At 71.8% G+C, this 19222-nt stretch carries 22 protein-coding genes; 13 read left to right on the forward strand and 9 right to left on the reverse strand.

What is annotated here, in order from left to right:
* Positions 1–79: 79 nt before the first annotated feature.
* Both cyaB and ACZ3YL_RS30265 read right to left on the reverse strand, forming a co-directional pair.
* The gene (gene cyaB, locus ACZ3YL_RS30260) at positions 80–649 is read right to left on the reverse strand and encodes a class IV adenylate cyclase (protein ID WP_465660479.1); all 570 of its coding nucleotides are present in this window, start codon (positions 647–649) and stop codon (positions 80–82) included.
* A gap of 13 nt (positions 650–662) precedes the next feature.
* On the reverse strand, positions 663–1511 hold the full coding sequence (locus ACZ3YL_RS30265) for a helix-turn-helix domain-containing protein (RefSeq protein WP_465660480.1): 849 nt from the start codon (positions 1509–1511) through the stop codon (positions 663–665).
* Positions 1512–1674: 163 nt separating this feature from the next.
* Between ACZ3YL_RS30265 and ACZ3YL_RS30270 the strand changes: the two genes are divergently transcribed.
* From ACZ3YL_RS30270 to ACZ3YL_RS30280, 3 genes are all read left to right on the forward strand, one after another.
* Positions 1675–1848 (forward strand): hypothetical protein, encoded by a 174-nt coding sequence (locus ACZ3YL_RS30270; RefSeq protein ID WP_465660481.1) that lies wholly within the window; start codon positions 1675–1677, stop codon positions 1846–1848.
* Positions 1845–3032, forward strand: coding sequence for a methyltransferase domain-containing protein (locus ACZ3YL_RS30275; protein WP_465660482.1), 1188 nt, complete (start codon positions 1845–1847; stop codon positions 3030–3032). The genes ACZ3YL_RS30270 and ACZ3YL_RS30275 overlap by 4 nt, the downstream gene beginning before the upstream one ends.
* Positions 3033–3094: 62 nt before the next feature.
* Positions 3095–3592: a phosphoribosyltransferase gene (locus tag ACZ3YL_RS30280; protein WP_188305542.1), complete on the forward strand. Its 498-nt coding sequence runs from the start codon at positions 3095–3097 to the stop codon at positions 3590–3592.
* 23 nt (positions 3593–3615) lie between these two features.
* Here the strand turns inward: ACZ3YL_RS30280 and pcp are convergent, their stop codons facing one another.
* From pcp to ACZ3YL_RS30295, 3 genes are read right to left on the reverse strand one after another with little or no spacing between them, the layout of a single operon-like run.
* Entirely contained in the window at positions 3616–4260 is a 645-nt protein-coding gene (gene pcp / locus ACZ3YL_RS30285; protein WP_465660483.1) for a pyroglutamyl-peptidase I, read from the reverse strand.
* Positions 4261–4295: 35 nt separating this feature from the next.
* Positions 4296–5264, reverse strand: a complete 969-nt coding sequence (locus ACZ3YL_RS30290) for a DUF979 domain-containing protein (protein WP_188305544.1) — start codon at positions 5262–5264, stop codon at positions 4296–4298.
* Positions 5261–5980, reverse strand: coding sequence for a DUF969 domain-containing protein (locus ACZ3YL_RS30295; protein WP_188305545.1), 720 nt, complete (start codon positions 5978–5980; stop codon positions 5261–5263). The genes ACZ3YL_RS30290 and ACZ3YL_RS30295 overlap by 4 nt, the downstream gene beginning before the upstream one ends.
* 159 nt (positions 5981–6139) lie before the next feature.
* Here ACZ3YL_RS30295 and ACZ3YL_RS30300 point away from each other — a divergent pair, with 159 nt between their 5' ends.
* From ACZ3YL_RS30300 to ACZ3YL_RS30315, 4 genes are all read left to right on the forward strand, one after another.
* Positions 6140–6949: a GntR family transcriptional regulator gene (locus tag ACZ3YL_RS30300; protein WP_465660484.1), complete on the forward strand. Its 810-nt coding sequence runs from the start codon at positions 6140–6142 to the stop codon at positions 6947–6949.
* Entirely contained in the window at positions 6946–7740 is a 795-nt protein-coding gene (locus tag ACZ3YL_RS30305) for a LamB/YcsF family protein (protein ID WP_188305547.1), read from the forward strand. The genes ACZ3YL_RS30300 and ACZ3YL_RS30305 overlap by 4 nt, the downstream gene beginning before the upstream one ends.
* Positions 7741–7802: 62 nt before the next feature.
* Positions 7803–8426, forward strand: a complete 624-nt coding sequence (locus ACZ3YL_RS30310) for a 5-oxoprolinase subunit B family protein (protein WP_188305566.1) — start codon at positions 7803–7805, stop codon at positions 8424–8426.
* A gap of 93 nt (positions 8427–8519) precedes the next feature.
* Complete coding sequence (locus ACZ3YL_RS30315) at positions 8520–9380, forward strand: 5-oxoprolinase subunit C family protein (RefSeq protein WP_188305548.1); 861 nt, start codon at positions 8520–8522, stop codon at positions 9378–9380.
* A gap of 5 nt (positions 9381–9385) precedes the next feature.
* Here the strand turns inward: ACZ3YL_RS30315 and ACZ3YL_RS30320 are convergent, their stop codons facing one another.
* Positions 9386–9661 carry a hypothetical protein gene (locus ACZ3YL_RS30320; RefSeq protein WP_465660485.1) on the reverse strand — a complete coding sequence of 92 codons (276 nt, stop codon included), beginning with the start codon at positions 9659–9661 and terminating at the stop codon, positions 9386–9388.
* A gap of 122 nt (positions 9662–9783) precedes the next feature.
* On the opposite strand from ACZ3YL_RS30320, the gene ACZ3YL_RS30325 reads away from it, so the two are divergent.
* Positions 9784–10380, forward strand: a complete 597-nt coding sequence (locus ACZ3YL_RS30325) for a TetR/AcrR family transcriptional regulator (protein WP_188305550.1) — start codon at positions 9784–9786, stop codon at positions 10378–10380.
* Positions 10381–10453: 73 nt separating this feature from the next.
* Here ACZ3YL_RS30325 and ACZ3YL_RS30330 read toward each other — a convergent pair whose 3' ends face one another.
* Positions 10454–11497 (reverse strand): glycosyltransferase family 2 protein, encoded by a 1044-nt coding sequence (locus ACZ3YL_RS30330; protein WP_188305551.1) that lies wholly within the window; start codon positions 11495–11497, stop codon positions 10454–10456.
* 260 nt (positions 11498–11757) lie between these two features.
* A complete protein-coding gene (locus ACZ3YL_RS30335; RefSeq protein WP_188305552.1) occupies positions 11758–12360 on the reverse strand; it encodes a superoxide dismutase in 603 nt (200 codons plus the stop codon).
* Between the two features lie 163 nt (positions 12361–12523).
* Here ACZ3YL_RS30335 and tsaD point away from each other — a divergent pair, with 163 nt between their 5' ends.
* The 5 genes from tsaD (at position 12524) to ACZ3YL_RS30360 (ending at position 18721) form a co-directional block, all read left to right on the forward strand.
* On the forward strand, positions 12524–13579 hold the full coding sequence (gene tsaD / locus ACZ3YL_RS30340) for a tRNA (adenosine(37)-N6)-threonylcarbamoyltransferase complex transferase subunit TsaD (protein WP_188305553.1): 1056 nt from the start codon (positions 12524–12526) through the stop codon (positions 13577–13579).
* Between the two features lie 198 nt (positions 13580–13777).
* A complete protein-coding gene (locus ACZ3YL_RS30345; protein WP_465660486.1) occupies positions 13778–16030 on the forward strand; it encodes a M9 family metallopeptidase in 2253 nt (750 codons plus the stop codon).
* 327 nt (positions 16031–16357) lie between these two features.
* Positions 16358–16540, forward strand: coding sequence for a hypothetical protein (locus tag ACZ3YL_RS30350; RefSeq protein ID WP_465660487.1), 183 nt, complete (start codon positions 16358–16360; stop codon positions 16538–16540).
* Positions 16541–16634: 94 nt separating this feature from the next.
* Positions 16635–17678, forward strand: coding sequence for a cytochrome P450 (locus ACZ3YL_RS30355; protein WP_188305556.1), 1044 nt, complete (start codon positions 16635–16637; stop codon positions 17676–17678).
* 32 nt (positions 17679–17710) lie between these two features.
* Positions 17711–18721 (forward strand): JmjC domain-containing protein, encoded by a 1011-nt coding sequence (locus ACZ3YL_RS30360; protein ID WP_465660488.1) that lies wholly within the window; start codon positions 17711–17713, stop codon positions 18719–18721.
* Here ACZ3YL_RS30360 and ACZ3YL_RS30365 read toward each other — a convergent pair.
* Positions 18710–19213: a hypothetical protein gene (locus ACZ3YL_RS30365; RefSeq protein WP_188305558.1), complete on the reverse strand. Its 504-nt coding sequence runs from the start codon at positions 19211–19213 to the stop codon at positions 18710–18712. The two genes, ACZ3YL_RS30360 and ACZ3YL_RS30365, sit on opposite strands and share 12 nt — an antisense overlap.
* Between the last annotated feature and the right edge of the window lie 9 nt (positions 19214–19222).

A 19222-nucleotide genomic window follows, 5' to 3' on the forward strand; every position in this document is an offset into this window, starting at 1 on the left:
GCGGTATGCCGGTCTTGGTTCTGTGACCGGAGGGGCACTCCGCTAGCGGCCCCGGGCTCCCGGGGCCGCTAGCGCACGATCAAGCCGCCCGCGCCGCCGCGACCGCATCCGTGTACAACTCGGTGGTCAAATCGTCTTCACAGATGCCGAGTCCGGCCAGCACGACACCGATCACGGCGAGAACCGAGGCCAGCTCGACCTCGGTCGCGGCCACCGTCTCGACCTCGATGAACGTGGCGTCGTCCAGCTCCGGCACGCGTACGAGTGTGGCGAGCAGCCGGTGACCATCCCGCTCGAACGTATAGTTGCGGCAGCGTTTCTCGAATGCGATACGCGGACTGAAGCCCAGGCCCCGAACGATCTCGTGCATCGCCTCGGCGTCCTCGACCCGGGTCTCCGCCTCCGGCTTCGAGCCGGAGGCCTCGTCCACCCGAGCACCCTTGTACGTGAGCACGGTGCGGGTGTCATCCGGACTGTGCACGGTCCGGATCCGCAACTCACGGTCGGTGCCCATCAGGCTGCCGTCCACCGCGTCGTAGTACGTGTCGCGGTAGACCTCGGCTCGACCGGCACCGTACTGCTGCTCCAACTGCCTGAGCACGCCTTCCGGATCACGCACGACCGCCTTGAGTTCCGCTTCGATCGCCATCCTCGTCCCTCCGTCAGATCACGCGCTCAGCGCTCTCCACCATCACGTCGAACTGCCGACGCCAGCCCCGGTACAGAGGGCCGTGTGGGGTGGGCAGCACCTTATAGGTTGCCGACTCGTGTCCTTCCCAATCCGTGTCGAAGGACCCGACGAAGAGGGTGCGGTCCGATCTGATCATCCGCCACACCGGCACCGTCCTGTACCGATAGACCTCAACCTCCCCGTACTCGGCGAGTTCCCGCAGCCGGGCCTCAGCAAGCCGGATGCCGCCTGCCAACGATTCCGTCGACTCTCCGATCTCGGCGGCGCGCCGCTCAACAGCCGGCGAGTTCGGATCGAGGAGCAATACACGCAGGTGCGGGGCAGGATCTCCATCCCGGTCCATGTGCCGGCGCAGCAATGAGTCGCGCAGAGCCAGGAGTCCGAGCCCGCGTACGGCGAGGATGTCCAGCTCTGCCGCCGACCTCGCTGCCCGTTGGATCTCGGTGGCTGCCGACGCCTGGTCACTGTAGACCCGTACGATCTCGGGAAACGCCGCCAGGTCGAAGGCCGATCCAGGCGCGCGACCGTCTCGCCTTGATGCCAGCCCGAGAAGACGCCGCGCTCCGTCGGGAAGATTGAGCCCGTCCGCGATGCGTTCGAAGACGTCGAGCTTCGTGACGAGCCGACGTCCGTTGATGATCTCGTTCACGCGCCCCTGGGTCATTCCCACCTGTACAGCGAGCCGGGCTTGGCTGGCGCCGCTGTGGTGCTGCACAAATCGGAAGACGGCAGCCATGTCGCGCTCGCTCAGCGCACGGCACACCTCCTCCTTCTGCCACGCGAGGTCGGGCAGCTTGATCGGCTCGAGTGCGGTACCCATGAGACACGGCCCCTTGTCGGTCGGTCGATCCCATCGTGATATCACCCACTGGGTATCGGCATTGACTGCGCGTCACATCATCCTGGATTCACGACCGTGGTCCGAGTCCGCTCGGCTGCCCGGTCTCCACTCGACCAGAGGACCACCTGACGGGAGTTAGATCATGGGATGGGGTACCGGCAAGGGCGGAAGCTCCGGCGGCGGTAGCGGCCCCAACGACGGGGGCCAGGGCAAGCACGCCGGCGACAAGGACTTCAACACCGGCAAGTCGACCCAGGACACCTCGTCCGGACAGAAGACCGGCAAGCACAGCAAGGGCGGAGACCAGGACAAGTGACAACCCCACAGCACTCCCCGGAGCAGACCGCCCTTCTCGGTCTGCTCCGGGCCGTCTCCGGCTTCCTCGGCCACGAGGTGGCACCCGAGTGGCGCACGGCCGCCGAAGCGGCCCCGCGCCATCGCTTCCTGCCCGAACGAATCTGGCTGAGCGGCGACGACGCCCTCGTGCACTGCGACCGGGGGCTCGAGCCTGGGCGCTGGTTCGCCGCCGCCTACTCGGACGTACCGGTGGTGACGCAGATCAACGATGGGAAGGGACAGGAGGACACGGCTGACGCCCTACCCTCCTCCTCGGCCTCGGCGCCGTCGATCGTCTTCCGGATGCTCGAACTCCTCGACCTCGCACCAGGGATGAGAGTGCTGGAGGTCGGCACTGGCACCGGATTCAACGCCGCGCTGCTTTCGCACCGGCTCGGCGACGTGAACGTGACCAGCATCGAAATCGACCCGGACCTCGCCGAGCGCGCTCGGGCCGACCTCAAGGCCACCGGCTACGCGCCTACCGTCGTCTGCGGTGATGGAAGCGTGGGTTGGGCCCCTGAGGCACCGTACGACCGGGTGATGGCCACCTGCTCGGTCCAGCGCGTTCCCTACGCCTGGGTCAGCCAGACCAGGCCTGGTGGAGCCGTGCTCATCCCCTGGGAAACCCTCTGGATCGGCGGCGGGCTGCTCCGCCTCACCGTCGGCGACGACGGAACCGCCACCGGCCGCTTCTCCGCCGACAGCGCCTTCATGCTGATGCGGACCCAGCGCCGGGACCTCCGGCTGTTCCGGGACGTGGTCATGGACGACCACGTCCCCGCCGAGTCCACCACCGCCCTCGACCCCTGGGCCGTCGCCGACTCCTCCTTCGAGACGCAGTTCGCGCTCGGCCTCCGCCTCGGCGACCTCTGGTACGCCTGGCATCACGACCCCGACGTCGACGGCGTGGAAACCCGGCTCTGGGTCGCCACGGCCGACGGCGACTCCTGGGCCGCCGTCGACTGGGACGGCACTCGCGCCCCCGGGCGCTACACCGTGTGGCAGCACGGGCCCCGCCGGCTCTGGGGCGAGGTCGAGGCCGCGCACCGGTGGTGGCTGGACAACGGCCGCCCGGGGCCCGACCGCCTCGGGCTCACCGTCACACCCGACGGCCAGTGGGTGTGGCTCGACGACCCGGTCGATGCCTGGCCCCTGGGATAGCACGGTGGCCCCCGAGCATGCCGGATTCGCCGGGCGGGCGGCTCTCTAGGACACTGAACACCGTGACTGATGTGCGAGAGATCCTGGACTACCAGACCTTCGGCCGAGCGGTGCGCGAACTGGCGCAGACGATCGCCGACGACGGCTTCGAACCCGACCTCGTCCTGAGCATCGCCCGCGGCGGCGTGTTCGTGGCGGGCGGTCTGGCGTATGCGCTGGACTGCAAGAACATCCACCTGGTGAACGTCGAGTTCTACACGGGCGTGGGCACCACTCTCGACATGCCCGTCATGCTGGCGCCCGTCCCCGCGGCGATCGACTTCACCGACAAGAAGGTCCTGATCGCCGACGACGTCGCCGACACGGGCAAGACGCTGAAGCTGGTGCACGACTTCTGCCTCAGCCATGTCGCCGAGGTCCGGTCCGCCGTCATCTACGAGAAGTCGCACTCCCTGGTGAAGTGCGAGTACGTGTGGAAGCGGACCGACGACTGGATCGAGTTCCCGTGGTCGGCGCAGGATCCGGTCGTCAAGCGCCCCGGCCAGGTGCTCGACGCCTGATCCGCTGGTCCGGTGGGGCGGCCTCAGTGGGTCGCCCCCTCCGGGACGCGGAGGTCGGCGGTGCGGGTCGCGGCGGCGGTGAGGAGGGCGCGCAGGCCGTGGGCGACGGAGGCGGCCGGCAGCGAGGGCCCGGAGCCGTCGAGGACCTGTTCGGGCAGGGCGGGTATGTGGACGAACCCGCCGCGGGCGGTGGGGCGTTCGGTGGCGAGCAGGTGCATCAGGGCGTAGAAGACGTGGTTGCAGACGAACGTCCCGGCGGTCTGCGACAGGGAGGCGGGCACGCCGGCTTCCCGGACGGCGGCCACGCAGGCCTTGACGGGCAGGGTGGCGAAGTAGGCTGCGGGGCCGCCGGGGACGACGGGCCGGTCGACCGGTCGCCGGCCCGCGTTGTCGGGGATGCGGGCGTCGTCGACGTTGACGGCGACGCGCTCGACGGTGACGTCCGGCCGGCCGGCTGCCTGGCCGAGGCAGACGACCAGGTCCGGGGCGCACGCCTCGATCGCCGTGCGCAGTTCCTCGGCCGCCTGCCCGAAGACGCAGCTCAGCCGGGTGGCGGTGACCAGGAGTCCCTCGGGCGGGTTGTCGGCTACCAGCCGGGCGACCTCCCAGGACGGGTTGACGTCGGCGCCGTCGAACGGTTCGAAGCCGGTGAGCAGGACCCTGGTCATGGGACGGCCTTTCTGGCGGAAGGGAAGAAGGCTGGTCAGAACGCGAAGAGCGACATGATGGCGATGTTGCAGACCAGCAGCGCGCCGGCGGTGGGGAGTTGGGCCTTGATCGGCCCGTACTGGTCCTTGAGTTCGAGCAGCGCCGCCGGGACGAGGTTGAAGTTGGCCGCCATCGGCGTGACCAGCGTGCCGCAGAAGCCGGCCAGCATGCCCACGGCCAGGACCACGCCCGGGCTGCCGTGCAGTTGGGTGATCAGGACCGGCCAGCCGATCGCGGCGGTCATCACCGGGAAGGCCGCGAAGGCGTTGCCCATGATGATCGTGAACAGGGCCATGCCCACGCAGTAGAGCGCCACCGCCGCGTACTTGCTGCCGTCCGGCAGGAAGTGGGTGGTGATCCTGCCGACTTGGGCGCCGACCCCGGCGCTCTGGAAGATCGAGCCCAGTACGGCGAGGAGTTGGGGCAGCAGCAGTGCCCAGCCCATGGACTCCAGCAGTCCGCGGCCGGAGTGGAGGGCGACGGCGGGGTTGCGCTCGCGGGTGAGCAGCAGCGCCAGGCCCAGGGCGACGAGTGAGCCGATGCCGAGCCCGAGGAGCGTCTCGCTGCCGGTCTGCAGCAGCAGGCCGCCGCCCAGGTGCACGCCCTTGAGGAGCGTTCCGCAGGCCAGCGCGACCAGCGGCAGCGCCAGTGCCGGGATGAACAGCCGGCTGCCGAGGCGCGCGGCGGAGGCGGCCCGGCGCTCGGGGGCGGCGGTGGTCGAGGTGCCGCGGCCGGTGAAGCCGAAGCCGGCCAGACAGATCATCGCCAGGACGGCGACGCCCAGCGGCGCGGCGGGCGCGCTCTTGTCGGCGACCCACGTGCCGTAGCAGAAGCTGGCACCGAGCAGGCCCCAGAAGGCGGCGCTGCCGTAGCGCCTGGGGTTGCCGCGGTCCACGGCCATCTGCGCTGCCATCGCGAGGAAGACGGCTCCGACCAGCCAGTACAGCCACTCGACCTTGATCACTTGCTCGTCTCCTCGATGCGGTCGGCGGTGGTCGCCCGGTCGGCTGTCGTGGGCAGGTCGCGGGCCAGGGCGCGGTCCAGGCGCAGCAGGCGGGCGCCGTGGATGAGGGTGGCGCAGACGGCGGTGGGGATGGCCCACAGCGCGAGTTGCACCGGCTCCAGGTCGGTGTGGTAGGTCGCGTCGACGAAGCCGGTGATCAGGAGGATCGAGCCGACGGCGAGGAAGCAGTCCTCGCCGAAGAACAGGCCGACGTTGTCGGCGCTCGCGGCGAAGGACCGCACGCGTTCCCGGGCCTTGTCGGTCAGGGTGCCGTGGTGGCGTTCGGCGGCGGCCTCGGCCATCGGCGCGACCATCGGGCGCACCGCCTGGGCCGGTCCGCCGAGGCTGGTGAGGCCGAAGGCGGCGGTGAGCTGGCGGACCACCAGGTAGACCGCGAGCACGCGTCCGGCACTGGCCTTGGCGAGCCTGTTCATCAGGGTGCGGGCCTGCTCCTGCAGGCCGTGGCGCTCCAGCAGGCCGATCACCGGCAGGGTGATCGCGAAGAGGGTCACCGAGCGGCTGGAGGCGAAGCCCGTGCCGAAGGCCTCCAGGACCTTCAACGGGCTCATCCCGCCCAGCAGTCCGGTGAGGACGCCGGCGGCGCCGACGACGAGGAGCGGATTTCGCCGGGTGGCGAACCCGGCCACCACGACGAGGATGCCGACAAGAACGATCATGTTCCTGGCCGCCTTTCGGACGGGCCTCCGCCGTGTGGGTGACCGTCTGGGGCGCCACGGGCGGAGGAGGTCGGAGCCTGGGTGGGCCACGACCGTGCGGGGGTTGCCGCGAGGCTAGGGGATTGTGGAACAATCCGACAAGAGTTCAGGAGGTGGAACGTGACCGGAGTTTTCGACGCGCTCGCGGCCGACCGGGGCCGGCTCGACCGCGCCAGCGCCGCCCAACGCGTGGCCGAGGTGCTGCGCGACCACATCACCGAGGGCCTGCTCGCCCCCGGCACCCGGCTGTCGGAGGAGGCCCTCGGAGAAGCGCTCACCGTCTCGCGCAACACACTCCGCGAGGCGTTCCGACTGCTGGCCGACCAGCGGCTGGTCGTACACGAGCTGAACCGGGGCGTCTTCGTCCGGATTCTCGAACCGGACGACGTCGCCGACATCTACACGCTGCGCCTCGCCCTGGAGACCGCCGGCGTACGCGCCCTGCACAGCGCCGCACCCGAGCGCCTGGCCGCGGTGCGCACCGCCCTGAACTGCGCGGAGGCCGCCGAGGCGGTCGGCGACTGGGTCACCGTCGGCACCGCCGACCTGCACTTCCACCAGGCCGTCGCGGGGATCGCCGGCAGCCGGCGGATAGACGAGTGCATGGCCCGCCTGATGGCCGAACTGCGCCTGGCCTTCGCCGCCGTCCCGTCGGCGCGCGGGCTCCACGCACCGTTCCTGCGCCGCAACCAGACGCTCACCGGACTGCTGGAGACGGGCGAGATCGACGACGCCGTGGTGGAGCTGACGAGGTACCTGGACGACGCGCGCGCCGTGATCGTCCGTGCGATGACGGACGGTCCGATGTCGGCCGGCCCGATGGCGGGCGGTGCCACGCCGGACGGTCCGATGCCGGGCGGCCCGATGACGAACGGCCCGACGGCGGGCGGTGCCACGCCGGGCGGCCCGATGACGGGCAGCGCGAGATGACCCCGCCCGGGGGCGCTCCCGTACCGGTGGTCGACCTCAACGCCGACCTCGGCGAGGGATTCGGCCGCTGGACGCTCACCGACGACGACGCCCTGCTGTCGGTGGTCACCAGCGCCAACGTCGCCTGCGGCTTCCACGCCGGGGACCCGACCACCATGCGACGGGTGTGCGAGGCGGCCGCAGAGCGGGGCGTGCGGATCGGCGCGCACGTCTCCTACCGGGACCTCACCGGGTTCGGGCGGCGGGCGATGGACGTCCCGCCGGACGAGCTGGCGGACGAAGTCGCCTACCAGATCGGGGCGTTGCAGGTGTTCGCGCGGGCAGCCGGAGCACACGTGGCGTACGTCAAACCGCACGGCGCGCTGTACAACCGGGCGGTGCACGACGAGGAGCAGGCGGAGGCGGTGGTCCGCGGCGTCCGACTGGCCATGGGGGCGCAGGAGCGGGCCCTGCCCGTCCTCGGGCTGCCCGGTTCACGGCTGCACGAGGCGGCCGGGCGGGCCGGGCTGCCGGTGGTCGCCGAGGCCTTCGCCGACCGCGCGTACACCCCGCACGGCACGCTCGTCCCCCGCCGCGAACCCGACGCCGTCGTCCACGACCCGGACGCGGTCGTCCACCGCTCGGTCGCCATCGCCCGGGACGGCGAGGTCACCGCGCGCACCGGCGACCGGATCCGGCTGCGGGCCCGTTCCCTGTGTGTGCACGGCGACACCCCGGGGGCCGCGGACCTGGCCCGACGGGTGCGAACGGCCCTGTGGACGGCCGGAGTCCGCGTCGAGGCGTTCGCGTGAGCGCCGAACGGACGGCGCGGACGGCGCAGATCGCGCGGGCCGGGACGAACAGGACCGACGGGATGAGCCTGCGCGTCCTGCGGGTCGGCCTGGACGCGCTCCTGGTCGAGCTGGACGGCGCCGACGAGACGACCGCCTTCCACGCCGAACTCCGGCGCCGACGCGCGGCCTCCGAACTCCCGGCCGTCACCGAGGTGGTACCCGCCGAACGGAGCGTGCTGCTCGACGGCGTGGCCGATCCCGACGCCCTGGCCGCCGAACTGGCCGGCTGGCGCATCCCGCCGCTACGGGCGGGCGCCGACCAGACCGTGACCATCCCGGTGCGCTACGACGGTGCCGACGTGGCGGAGGTCGCCGCACTGTGGGGTGTCGCCGAGGACGAGGTCGCGCGCATCCACTCCGGGACCGAGTTCCGCGTCGCCTTCAGCGGCTTCGCCCCCGGCTTCGGCTATCTGACCGGCCTGCCCGAGCACTACCGGGTGCCCCGCCGGGCCGTCCCCCGCCCCGCCGTCCCGGCCGGGGCGATCGCCCTCGCCGGGCCGTACACCGGCGTCTACCCGCGCTCGTCCCCGGGCGGGTGGCAGCTGATCGGGCGCACCGACGCCGTGCTGTGGGACCCGTCCCGGGAACCCGCGGCCCTGTTCAGCCCGGGGACCCGGGTCCGGTTCGTGATCGAGGAAGCCTGACCGCTGAACCCGACCGCCCAAGCCCGAACGAGGAAGCCCGACCGGGAAAACCCGACGCGAAGAGCCCGACCGAGGAAGCGTGATCGAGGGAACATGACCGTCACCATCACCAGTTCCGGCCTGCTGACGACCGTCCAGGACCTCGGCCGGCCCGGGCACGCGCACCTGGGCGTGCCACGCTCCGGCGCGCTCGACCAGCCCGCCCACCGGCTCGCCAACCACCTGGTCGGCAACCCCTCGACGGCGGCCACCCTGGAGACCACCGTGCTCGGCTGCTCGGTGCGCGTGGACCGCGCGGTGACGGTGGCCGTGACCGGCGCACCCTGCGCCGTACGGGTCGACGGGCGGCCCGCCGCCTGGTCCGCCCCGGTGCGGCTGCCCGCCGGGGCGCTGTTGGAGGTGGGCCCCGCGACGCGGGGTGTGCGCAGCTACGTCGCCTTCGCGGGTGGGATCGCCGCCGCGCCCGTCCTCGGCAGCCGCTCGACCGATCTGCTCTCGGGGCTGGGCCCCGCTCCCGTGGCCCCCGGGGACGCGCTGCCGCTCGGCGATCCGGTCGGCCCGGCCGCCGGGGCGGACGTGGTGCCGACGCCCGCGCCGCCGGACCCGCTGCTCCTGCCGGTGCTGTTCGGCCCGCGCGACGACTGGTTCACCACCCGCTCGCTCGCCGTCCTCACCGGCTCCGGCTACCGCGTCTCCCCCACCAGCAACCGGATCGGCCTGCGCCTGGACGGCCCGCCCCTGGAGCGCGCCCGCGAGGGCGAACTCCCCAGCGAGGGCATGGTCCTGGGCGCGGTCCAGGTCCCGCCCGACGGCCGCCCGGTGGTCTTCCTCGCCGACCACCCCACCACCGGCGGCTACCCCGTCATCGGCGTCGTCCCCGTCACCGCCCTCCCCGCCGTCGCCCAGGCCGCCCCGGGCACCCCGGTCCGCTTCACCCCGATGCGACGGCGCTGAGTCCGCTACTTCCGGCGGGTGAGCCTGGTCTCCGCCTTGAGGAGCAGCGGCATCAGGGCGTAGACGACGACGGGGACGACGAGGGCGGTCATGACCAGCGTGCGCAGGGCCAGCGGCAGGTTGCCGAGGTAGGGGCCGAGGAGGAGGAAGGCGGTGGTGATGGTCGGGTAGACGGCGAGCCAGGTGAGCAGGGCACGGCGGTGGACCGACGGGGCGGCGGGCGTCACGGCGGGTGCGGCTGGGGTGGCTGGGGTGGCTGGGGCGATGGTGTCGGTGGTCATGGCGCGGGTCCTCCCCTTGGCGAGTGGCCGGAGTCCAAATCTCCAACCCTTCGGTTGGAGTTTGGCACGCGCGGGGGCGAATGTCCAACCGTAGGGTTGGAGTTTTGGGATATCGTGGGTCCATGGCCTGGGACACCGCACGCACGCAGCAGCTCCTCCTCGACGCCGCGGTCGAGGAGTTCGCCGAGTTCGGCCCGGACGGGGCCCGGATCGCCCGGGTGGCGACCCGGGCGGGGGTGAACAAGGAGCGGATCTACCAGTACTTCGGCAACAAGGAGCAGCTGTTCTCCGCCGTGCTGACGTCCGAACTCGGCAAGCTGGCGGAGGCGGTGCCGCTCGCGCCGACGGCGGGGCTGGACCTCGGCGACTACGCCGGGCGGGTCTTCGACTACCACTCGGCCAATCCGCACTTCTCCCGGCTACTGGCCTGGGAGGGCCTGCAACGCGGCACGGCGGCCGAGGAGTTGGCGGCCGGGCCGGAGCGCACCGCGCACTACCGCGAGAAGGTCGCGGCCGTCGCCGCCGCCCAGCGCAGCGGTGAGGTGGCCGGTGAGGTGGATCCGGCACGGCTGATGTTCGCGGTGATCGGCCTGGTGAACGCCTGGTTCACGCTGCCGCAGATGGTCCGCCTGCTGCTCTCCGGCACGGCGGACCACGCGACGGACCGGGCGGCCGTGGTCACCTTCGTCCGTCGCCTGACGAGGCCCGCGAGCGGCTGAGCGACTGCGCGCCTGAACGGCTGAGCAGCTGAGCAACTGAGCAGCCGCGCACGGCCCGCCGACGCGGCCGGATTCAGCGGCGGCGGGCCGCCTGGGCGGCCTGGCGGGTGCGGCGGACGGCGCGGTGGACGCGCTGGACGGCGATGAAGCGGTTCATCGCGTCGGTCAGGGTGAGCCGGTACTTGAGCCGCAGCTGGGCGTTGAGGTCGGCGACGTGCTCGGGGCCGATGGCGTGGAGGAGGCGGCTGACGTGCCGCTGGTAGACCTCCCAGTAGTTGCGGTCGCCGTCCGGGATGGACCAGAAGAACATCGGGATCTCTTCGGTCAGGCAGTTGCGGTCGTAGGCGCGCAGGTACTGCTCGGTGAAGAGCGGCTCGGGGCGGGCGAGCAGCCACTCGCGGACGAGTTCCATCGAGCGGACCCGGTCGATCAGGCCGCGCGGGTCGGTCTTCTTCTGGGTGATGGACAGGTTGCCGTCCTCGCGGACCCGCCAGTGGTAGATGGGTTCCGCGAGGACGTCGACCCGGGTGGCGAGGAAGTGGTGGGGGATGCTGACCGGGGCGTCCTCGTAGAGCAGGCCCTCGGGGTAGCGGATGCCGGCGGCGTCGAAGAAGGAGCGCCGGTAGACCTTGTTCCAGGCGGTGCGGTCGGTGACCAGGGCGGGCAGTTCGCTGACGTGGGTGCGCAGCCGGGTCTCGCGGAAGGGGCGGCGGTGGGCGTGCGAGGGGGTGAGGCCGGTGGTGCGCAGGCGCATCGCGTTGCCGGCCGCGAAGTCGGAACCGGTCTGGTCGAGCGTGCTGATCATCAGCTGGTAGGCGTGCGGCGGCAGGGTGTCGTCGCTGTCGACGAAGGTCAGGTACTCGGTGCCGGGGGCGAGGTGGCGCCAGCCGGTGTTGCGGGCGGCGCCGAGGCCCTTGTTCTCCTGCTGGACCAGCCGGAAGCGCTGGTCCCGGGCGGCGTACGCCTTGGCGAGGACGGGGCCGTCGTCGGTCGAGCCGTCGTCGACCATGACGCACTCGAAGTCCTCGAAGGTCTGGGCCGCGATCGAGTCCAGGCACTCCCCGAGGTAGCGCTCGACGTTGTAGATCGGGACCACCACGGACAGGCGCGGAGCCATCGAACGACCTTTCGCTCTGGAGCGGACGGGCCGGTCGGCCGGTCGGCCGCCGGTAGCCGGCGGAGCTCCGAGCCTAGCGACCGCGCGCCCGTCGCGGGCGAACAACGGGTGGCGGCGAGTCTTCGGTTCGGTGGGGCAGGTGTGGCAGGTGCGCCCGGCGCCAACGGCCGTGACGGGCAGACGCGGCGGGAACACGGGGGAACACTGGGGATGGCCCCGGACCGCCCGACCGGTCCGGGGCCTTCCCGCTCGGCCTACACTCAGACGCTCTTCACGGCGGCGAAGCGGGAGGAGACGTCCTGCCAGTTGACGACGTCCCACAGACGGGTGACGTAGTCCGGGCGGACGTTGCGGTACTGCAGGTAGTACGCGTGCTCCCAGGCGTCGAAGGCCAGCAGCGGGGTGGTGTTCTGCCCCACGTTGCCGTGGTGGTCGTAGACCTGCTCGACGATCAGGCGCTGCCCGAGCGGCTCCCAGGAGAGGATGCCCCAACCGGAGCCCTGGACACCGGTGGTGGCGGTGGTGAGCTGCTTCTTGAAGGCCTCGAAGCTGCCGAAGTGCTCGGTGATGGCGTCGGCCAGCTCGCCCTCGGGGCGGTCGCCGCCCTCCGGGGAGAGGTTCTGCCAGAACAGCGAGTGCAGCACGTGGCCGGAGAGGTGGAAGGCGAAGGTCTTCTGCAGGCCGACCAGGCCGCCGAACTGCTCCTTGTCGCGCGCCTCGGCGAGCTGCTCCAGGGTGTCGTTCGCGCCCTTGACGTACGCGGCGTGGTGCTTGGAGTGGTGCAGCTCCAGGATCTCGGCGGACATGGCCCGCTCGAGCGCGGAGTAGTCGTACGGCAGGTCGGGAAGGTTGTAGGTGCCCATCAGGACACGGCCCCTTTCGGCGGGTTGAGCGTTGACGATCGTGCCGGGACAACACTATTGCGTATGAGTTGCAGGAACGAAGCATGGGCTCCTGCTTATTCCTCACACTCCGTCGGGCACAATGGCCACCCGAACATGTAATGACTGATGAGGGTGAGTGACCATGACAGGGGCGCCTCCGGTGGTGCTGGGCATCGAGTCCTCCTGCGACGAGACCGGCGCGGGCCTGGTCCGGGACGGCGTGCTGCTCGGGCAGGCGGTGGCCTCCTCGATGGACGAACACGCCCGCTACGGCGGGGTGGTGCCGGAGATCGCCGCCCGGGCGCACGTCCACGCGATGGCCCCGGTGGTGCGGGAGGCCCTGGACCGGGCCGGACTGACCCTCGGTGACATCGGGGCCGTCGCCGTCACCACCGGCCCGGGGCTGGCCGGCGCCCTCCAGATCGGGGTGGCCGCCGCCAAGGCGTACTCCTTCTCGCTCGGCGTCCCGCTGTACGGGGTGCACCACCTCGCCGGGCACGTCGCCGCCGCGACCCTCGACGGCGGGCCGCTGCCGGACCCGTGCGTCGTACTGATCGTCTCCGGCGGGCACACCTCGCTGCTGCTGGTCCGCGACCTCGCCCGGGACCCGATCGTCCACCTCGGCGACACCCTGGACGACGCGGCCGGCGAGTGCTTCGACAAGGTCGCCCGGATCCTCGGGCTGCCCTACCCCGGCGGACCCGCCGTCGACCGCGCCGCCCGGGCCGGCGACCCGACGGCCGTCCGACTGCCGCGCCCGCTGACCGGGCCGCGGGACGACCCGTACGCCTTCTCCTTCTCCGGCCTCAAGACCGCCGCCGCCCGCTGGGTCGAGGCCCAGGCGGAGCCGCACGTCCCCGACGCGGCCGCCGCCCTCCAGGAGGCGATCGCGGACGTGCTCACCCAGAAGGCGGTGCGGGCCTGCACCGACCACGGGATCGGCACCCTGGTGGTGGTCGGCGGGGTCGCCGCCAACTCCCGGGTCCGGGCGCTCGCCGAGCAGCGCTGCGCCGCGGCCGGCGTCACCCTGCGGGTGCCGCCACTGCGGCTGTGCACGGACAACGGGGCGATGGTCGCGGCCATCGGCGACCTGCTGGTCCGGGCGGGGGCCGAACCGGCGCCGGCGGACGTGTCGGTGGACCCGTCGGCGCCGCTGGAGTTCGCGGCGCTCGCGCCCCGGGCGAGGCGCGCCGCCTGACGGACCGCCAAGGCGGCGCACCACCCGGCCGACTGACAAAAGGAACGGGAAAGGCACGGTTCGGTCTCGTCGGCCGGAAGCCCGGCTCCGGGTCTTCCCTTTACCTGAATGAGTGTGCCATTTTACATGTCACACATCAGGCTCCGTCCGTGCGCCCCAACCGCACGGCCCCCTCACGGTCCCGGAGGCCCCCACCCCATGCGTCCCTTCCGGATAGCGAAGGCGAACGCGCGCAGACTCCCTGCGCTCGGCGCCGCCCTGTTCCTCTCAGTCGGACTGTTCACCCCGCAGGCGCACGCGGCCGACCGCCCGTCGACGCCGACACCGCAGGCGGGCAGGCCGGTGGCCCCGCACGCGATCCCGGTGCCGAAGTCGCCCGACACCCCCCGGGACCCCCGCCCGCTCGCCGCCGAGAGCCAGGGCAAGCCCACCGCCCCGGCGGCGGGCAGCACCCTCGGCACCGCCCGGACGGCGCGGCAGCTGACCGCCTGCGACACCACCGGGTTCACCGGCAAGTCCGGCGCCGCACTGGTCCAGCAGGTCGAGTCGGCCGGCCTCGACTGCGTCAACACCCTCTTCACGCTCACCGGCAACGACGCCAAGGGTGCCTTCGACGAGGCCCAGATGGTCACCGTTGCCAACGCCCTGCGCGACACCGCCGCCGGCTACCCCGGCGACAACTCCACCTCCGCCGGGCAGTTGGTGCTGTTCCTGCGCGCCGGCTACTACGTGCAGTGGAACAACGCCGACGCCGTCGGCCCGTACGGCACCGGCCTGCGAAGCGCGATCCGCGGCGCGCTGGACGCCTTCTTCGCCGCCCCGCACAGCAAGGACGTCACCGAGGCCAACGGCGCCACTCTCGCCGAGGCCGTCACGCTGATCGACAGCGCCCGGGAGAACGCCCGCTACACCGGCGTGGTCAAGCGCCTGCTCGGCGACTACACCGGCGGGTGGACCGGATCGATGGCCGCGGCCGTCGGCAACACCGCGACCGTCATCGAACGCGGCTTCGAGCTCCCCGAGTTCACCGCCGCCCTCCAGGCCGACCCGTCCTTCGCCACCACCATGGCCTCCTTCGTCACCCGCAACAGCGCCCAGCTCACCGGCGCCGACCCGGTGACCAGGATCGGCATCCAGATCGGCAACCTGGTCGCCTCCGACGGGCTCCGGGCGCAGGGCCGGCCGATCGTCAAGGACCTGGTCAACCGCTACCCGCTGGTCGGCGCCACCGGTCCGCTCACCATGAACCTGCTCTGGTTCGCGGAGAACAAGGACGCCGGCAACTGCTCCTACTACGGGACCTGCGACGTACCCGCCAAGCTCGTCCCGCTGGTGCTCACGAGCGACCACACCTGCAACCCGAACCTGCGCATCCGCTCGCAGAGCATGACCGCCCGGCAGAACACCGACACCTGCACCAGCCTGGTCAACCAGGACGCGTTCTTCCACCGGGTGGTCAAGGACAACGGCCCGGTCGCCGACGACCGCAACACCGCCCTGGAGGTGGTCGTCTTCGACGACTACTACAACTACAGCCTCTACGCCTGGGAGATGTACCACATCGCCGTCGACAACGGCGGCATGTACGAGGAGGGCAACCCGGCCGCACCCGGCAACCAGGCCCGCTTCATCGCCCACCAGGCCGACTGGCTGCGCCCCGGCTTCCAGATCTGGAACCTCAACCACGAGTACACCCACTACCTCGACGGCCGCTACGACATGTACGGCGACTTCGAGGCGGGCATGACCACCCCGACCATCTGGTGGGTCGAAGGCCTGGCCGAGTACGTCTCCTACGGCTACCGGGGCGTCCACTACGACGACGCCGTCACCCAGGCCGGCAAGGGCACCTACCCGCTGAGCGCCCTCTTCGACTCCACCTACGACAACGCCGACTCCACCCGGGTCTACAACTGGGGCTACCTGGCGGTGCGTTACATGCTCCAGTCGCACCCCCAGGACGTCGACGCGCTGCTCGCCGAGTACCGCGCCGGCGACTGGAACGGCGCCCGCACCCTGCTCAAGACCACCATCGGCACCCGCTACGACGCCGACTTCGCGACCTGGCTCAAGGCCTGCGCCGCCGACAACTGCGGCACCCCGCCCACCGACCAGGCCCCGCTGTGCACCGCCGCCGACACCCGGCAGTACGACAAGAACTGCCGCCGCGACGGCGTCGCCGCCACCACCGGCGACTACGGCTACAGCTTCCTGTACCTGCCGGCCGGCGTGCGGCAGCTGACCATCACCACCAGCGGCGGCACCGGCAACGCCGACCTGTACTACAACGGGCCGACCTGGGCCACCACGTCGTCCTACCAGGCGAAGTCCACCAACCCCGGCAACGGCGAGACCCTGACCATCAGCAACCCGCCGTCCGGCTGGGTCTACTTCAGCCTCCACGCCCAGCAGGGCTTCGGCGGCGTGACCGTCACCACCACCTACAGCTGACCGCTCCCGCACCCACCGGAGGGTCCCGCGTCCACGCGGGGCCCTCCTCGCGCGTCCAGAGGCCGTCCACCGCGCGTCCAGGCCGTTCACCGCGCGTCCAGGCCGTTCACCGCGCGTTCAGGCCCTCACCTCGGGCCGGGCGGGCGCCCCGGGAACCCCGGTAAAGACTTCGGAAAATGCGCTGGTAATGACCCACCGGAAAGCCCCCACCGGAAAAGGTTATAACGATTCACCATTCGAATGGGCCGTCAACAACGCGTAGAAATCGAACTCCGGTTGCCGAAGGGGTATCAGGAACGCGATCCTTCGATTAAGGTCCTGCCTCAGTTGAAGCAGTTCGGCCTTCCGGACCGGAAAGCCGAACCCCACCCGACGGTGCGGCCGACACCCATTCGCCGTACCCGAAATCCCGGAAAGGGGAAAGCCATGAAGATGATCAAGGCGATCGTGAAGAAGTTCAAGCGTGACGAGGACCTCGCCAACCACGCGTGGATCCTGCACGTCATCTGATGCACCACGGCCGGTGGGGCGGGGGCCCTGCCTCCGCCCCACCGGCGCCGCATTTCATCGCTATTCCCACGGAGGCGGGATTCTCGTGCAAGAAATGGCGCCGGACACCGTCCGCGGACATTCCGTCGTCTTCGCCCCGCGAATTCAGGACCTGCTCGCCCGGGACACCAAGGTGTTCCGCGCCGACGCCCGCACGGTCGGCGTTTCCGACGCCGCCCTGACGGCGGAAATCGTCGCGGCCCGCCCGGTGCTCCAGACGGAACGCTCGGTCTACAAGCCCGCCGCCGGAGCCGACATCCCCCACGACAGCGCGACCCGGACGATCCGCGCGCTCGGCCAGGACGTCATGGCGGGCATCCGGACGCCGCCACCCCCGGCCCGCGCACTGGCCGGCGCCTGGCCCTACGCACCCACCTCCTACCTGCGCCGATGGCTCTTCGGTTCCGACCCGCTGCCGCTCTCCCTGCTGGCGAAGCGCGGCATCACCCGCTCCGACACGCTCTCCCGCCTGGTCGACCGCACCGTCACCGTCTGGCCGAACACCGAGGCCGCGGACGGCCGGTCCACGACGGCCATGGCCGGGCTGATCCACGGGGCCGCCGACCCCCTGGAGCGCAAGCAGGCCATCGCCATGTACCGACGGGCCTCCGCCACCCTCTGCGACGGCGTGGCCGCCCTGGCCGGCAACGCCCTGTGGCTCATGCGGGCGACCGACACCCCCCGGGGCGACCTCACCGCCGCCCTCTGGGAGACGCTCCGGCTGCTCCCGCCCGCCTGGATGCTCTACCGCAACGGCGGCGAGGCGTACGCCGGACTGCACCCGGACCTCGGGCCCGAGGACAACATCGCGCTGCTCCCGCTGCTGATGCACCGCCACCCGGACTACTGGCCGGACCCACTGGACTTCCGGCCCCAGCGCTGGGCCGAGGTCGCCGACCCGGAGAAGACCCCCGGGTTCATGCCCTTCGGCTTCGACGGTGCCCGCTGCTGGGCCAAACACCTGGTCGTCCCGCTGGCCGAACGCCTGCTGACCGTCGCCCTCGACCACGGACTCACCATCCGCGGCCCCCGGCAGGACGCGCCCGTCCCGCTGCGCTCCCTGCTCTCGGTGCGGTTCGAGGCCTCCGTCGGCGCCTGAACGGCCGCCCTCCCGACATCACTGGACACCCCATGGAATCCCCCACGCTCGCCGACTGGGTCGGCGACCTCGACGGCTTCGCGGCCCACCGGTGGCAGCGCGAACCCGCCGTCCACACCCCGGGGCGGCTGGTCTCGCCGTTCGACCTCGACGCGCTGGACGCCGCCTTCGACGGCGGGCTGCTGCGCACCCCCTACCTGGAGATGGTCCGCTCCGACAAGGTGGTCATCCCGGCCGAGGCCTTCACCACCCCCCGCACGATCAACGGCACCACCCACCACGGCTACGCCGACCGCGCCAAGGTCCTCGCCCTGCTCCGCACCGGGGCGACCCTGCTGCTGCGCCGCGTCGACCAGTGGCACGGCCCCACCGGTGAGCTGGTGGCCCGGCTCTCCGAGGAACTCGAGCGACGCGTCGAGGCCTTCTTCTTCCTCACCCCCGCCGGCGGCCAGGGCCTCGCCGTACACCGCGACGACGCCGACGTGTTCGTCCTCCAGGTCACCGGACGCAAGACCTGGTACGTCCACGACGCGCCCGCGGCGGCCGAGTGGTCGCTCGGCGAACTCCCCGAGGACGAACACTCGGCGCAGCGCCTGCACACCGTCCTCGAACCCGGCGACGTGCTCTACGTCCCCCGCGCCTTCGCCCACCGCGCGGTCGGCGCCGGCGGACTCTCCGGCCACCTCTCGCTGACCATCCGCGACCTCTCCCTCCCGGACCTGCGGACCGCCCTGGAACAGCTGCTCGCCGAAGGACTGGACCTGCCGACCCGCCCGCTCGGCGAGCCCGCGATCGCCGGCGCCTGCGCCACCCTGCTCGACCACGTCCGGGCGCGGCTCGCCAGCGTCACCCCCGAGGACGTGCTGCGCGCCGCCCGGGACGACCGACCGACGCCCGCGGTCACGACGCCCGCGGTCACGACGCCGTCGGAGACCTTCGCCGGCACGGCCCTGAGCTGGGAGCCCGACGCCCCCGCCCGGGGAACCGTCGGCCGCACCTGGCGCCGGCTGCGCACCGCCGGACGCAACCGGTCAGTCCACTGACGGGAACACCACCTGCCCGCCGAGCCGTTCGAAGCACCGCCAGGACTCCTCGACCTTCGAACTCGTCGGCAGCACATCGATCCTGAGCCCGTGCTCCAGGGTGATCCGCAGATCGCCCTCCGGTACCCGCTCCACCGCCAGCACCCGGGGCGACTCCCGCGCCAGGAACGCGCGCAACGCGTCGGCCCCGATGTCGTACGCCAGGCGGTCACCGTTCCCGGCCGGCACCAGGTCGTCGGAACCCAGGTAGACCTCCCCGCACTGGACGATCCGGAACGGGCACCGGGCGTGCACCGCGAACCGGCTGCCCGTCGACACCTCCCCGGAGTCGCCCAGCGGCCAGGAGACCGTCGCACCGAAGTCGACCACCCCCATGCCCCCGAACCGGTAGACGCCGACCCACACTTCGCCGACCAGGCTTTGCAGCAGCCGGCCCTCTTCCCCGCCCTCGTCGGGCTCCCCGTCGACACCCATCAGGTCATCGTCCTTCATCCGGCCCGG

The organism is Kitasatospora sp. NPDC023176 (assembly GCF_055560495.1).

Coding starts and splice junctions, on each gene's coding strand:
- cyaB (WP_465660479.1), bottom strand. CDS start 649: ATGGCGATCGAAGCGGAACTCAAGGCGGTCGTGCGTGATCCGGAAGGC.
- ACZ3YL_RS30265 (WP_465660480.1), bottom strand. CDS start 1,511: ATGGGTACCGCACTCGAGCCGATCAAGCTGCCCGACCTCGCGTGGCAG.
- ACZ3YL_RS30270 (WP_465660481.1), top strand. CDS start 1,675: ATGGGATGGGGTACCGGCAAGGGCGGAAGCTCCGGCGGCGGTAGCGGC.
- pcp (WP_465660483.1), bottom strand. CDS start 4,260: ATGACCAGGGTCCTGCTCACCGGCTTCGAACCGTTCGACGGCGCCGAC.
- ACZ3YL_RS30295 (WP_188305545.1), bottom strand. CDS start 5,980: ATGATCGTTCTTGTCGGCATCCTCGTCGTGGTGGCCGGGTTCGCCACC.
- ACZ3YL_RS30305 (WP_188305547.1), top strand. CDS start 6,946: ATGACCCCGCCCGGGGGCGCTCCCGTACCGGTGGTCGACCTCAACGCC.
- ACZ3YL_RS30310 (WP_188305566.1), top strand. CDS start 7,803: ATGAGCCTGCGCGTCCTGCGGGTCGGCCTGGACGCGCTCCTGGTCGAG.
- ACZ3YL_RS30315 (WP_188305548.1), top strand. CDS start 8,520: ATGACCGTCACCATCACCAGTTCCGGCCTGCTGACGACCGTCCAGGAC.
- ACZ3YL_RS30320 (WP_465660485.1), bottom strand. CDS start 9,661: ATGACCACCGACACCATCGCCCCAGCCACCCCAGCCACCCCAGCCGCA.
- ACZ3YL_RS30325 (WP_188305550.1), top strand. CDS start 9,784: ATGGCCTGGGACACCGCACGCACGCAGCAGCTCCTCCTCGACGCCGCG.
- ACZ3YL_RS30330 (WP_188305551.1), bottom strand. CDS start 11,497: ATGGCTCCGCGCCTGTCCGTGGTGGTCCCGATCTACAACGTCGAGCGC.
- ACZ3YL_RS30335 (WP_188305552.1), bottom strand. CDS start 12,360: ATGGGCACCTACAACCTTCCCGACCTGCCGTACGACTACTCCGCGCTC.
- tsaD (WP_188305553.1), top strand. CDS start 12,524: ATGACAGGGGCGCCTCCGGTGGTGCTGGGCATCGAGTCCTCCTGCGAC.
- ACZ3YL_RS30345 (WP_465660486.1), top strand. CDS start 13,778: ATGCGTCCCTTCCGGATAGCGAAGGCGAACGCGCGCAGACTCCCTGCG.
- ACZ3YL_RS30355 (WP_188305556.1), top strand. CDS start 16,635: ATGGCGCCGGACACCGTCCGCGGACATTCCGTCGTCTTCGCCCCGCGA.
- ACZ3YL_RS30360 (WP_465660488.1), top strand. CDS start 17,711: ATGGAATCCCCCACGCTCGCCGACTGGGTCGGCGACCTCGACGGCTTC.
- ACZ3YL_RS30365 (WP_188305558.1), bottom strand. CDS start 19,213: ATGAAGGACGATGACCTGATGGGTGTCGACGGGGAGCCCGACGAGGGC.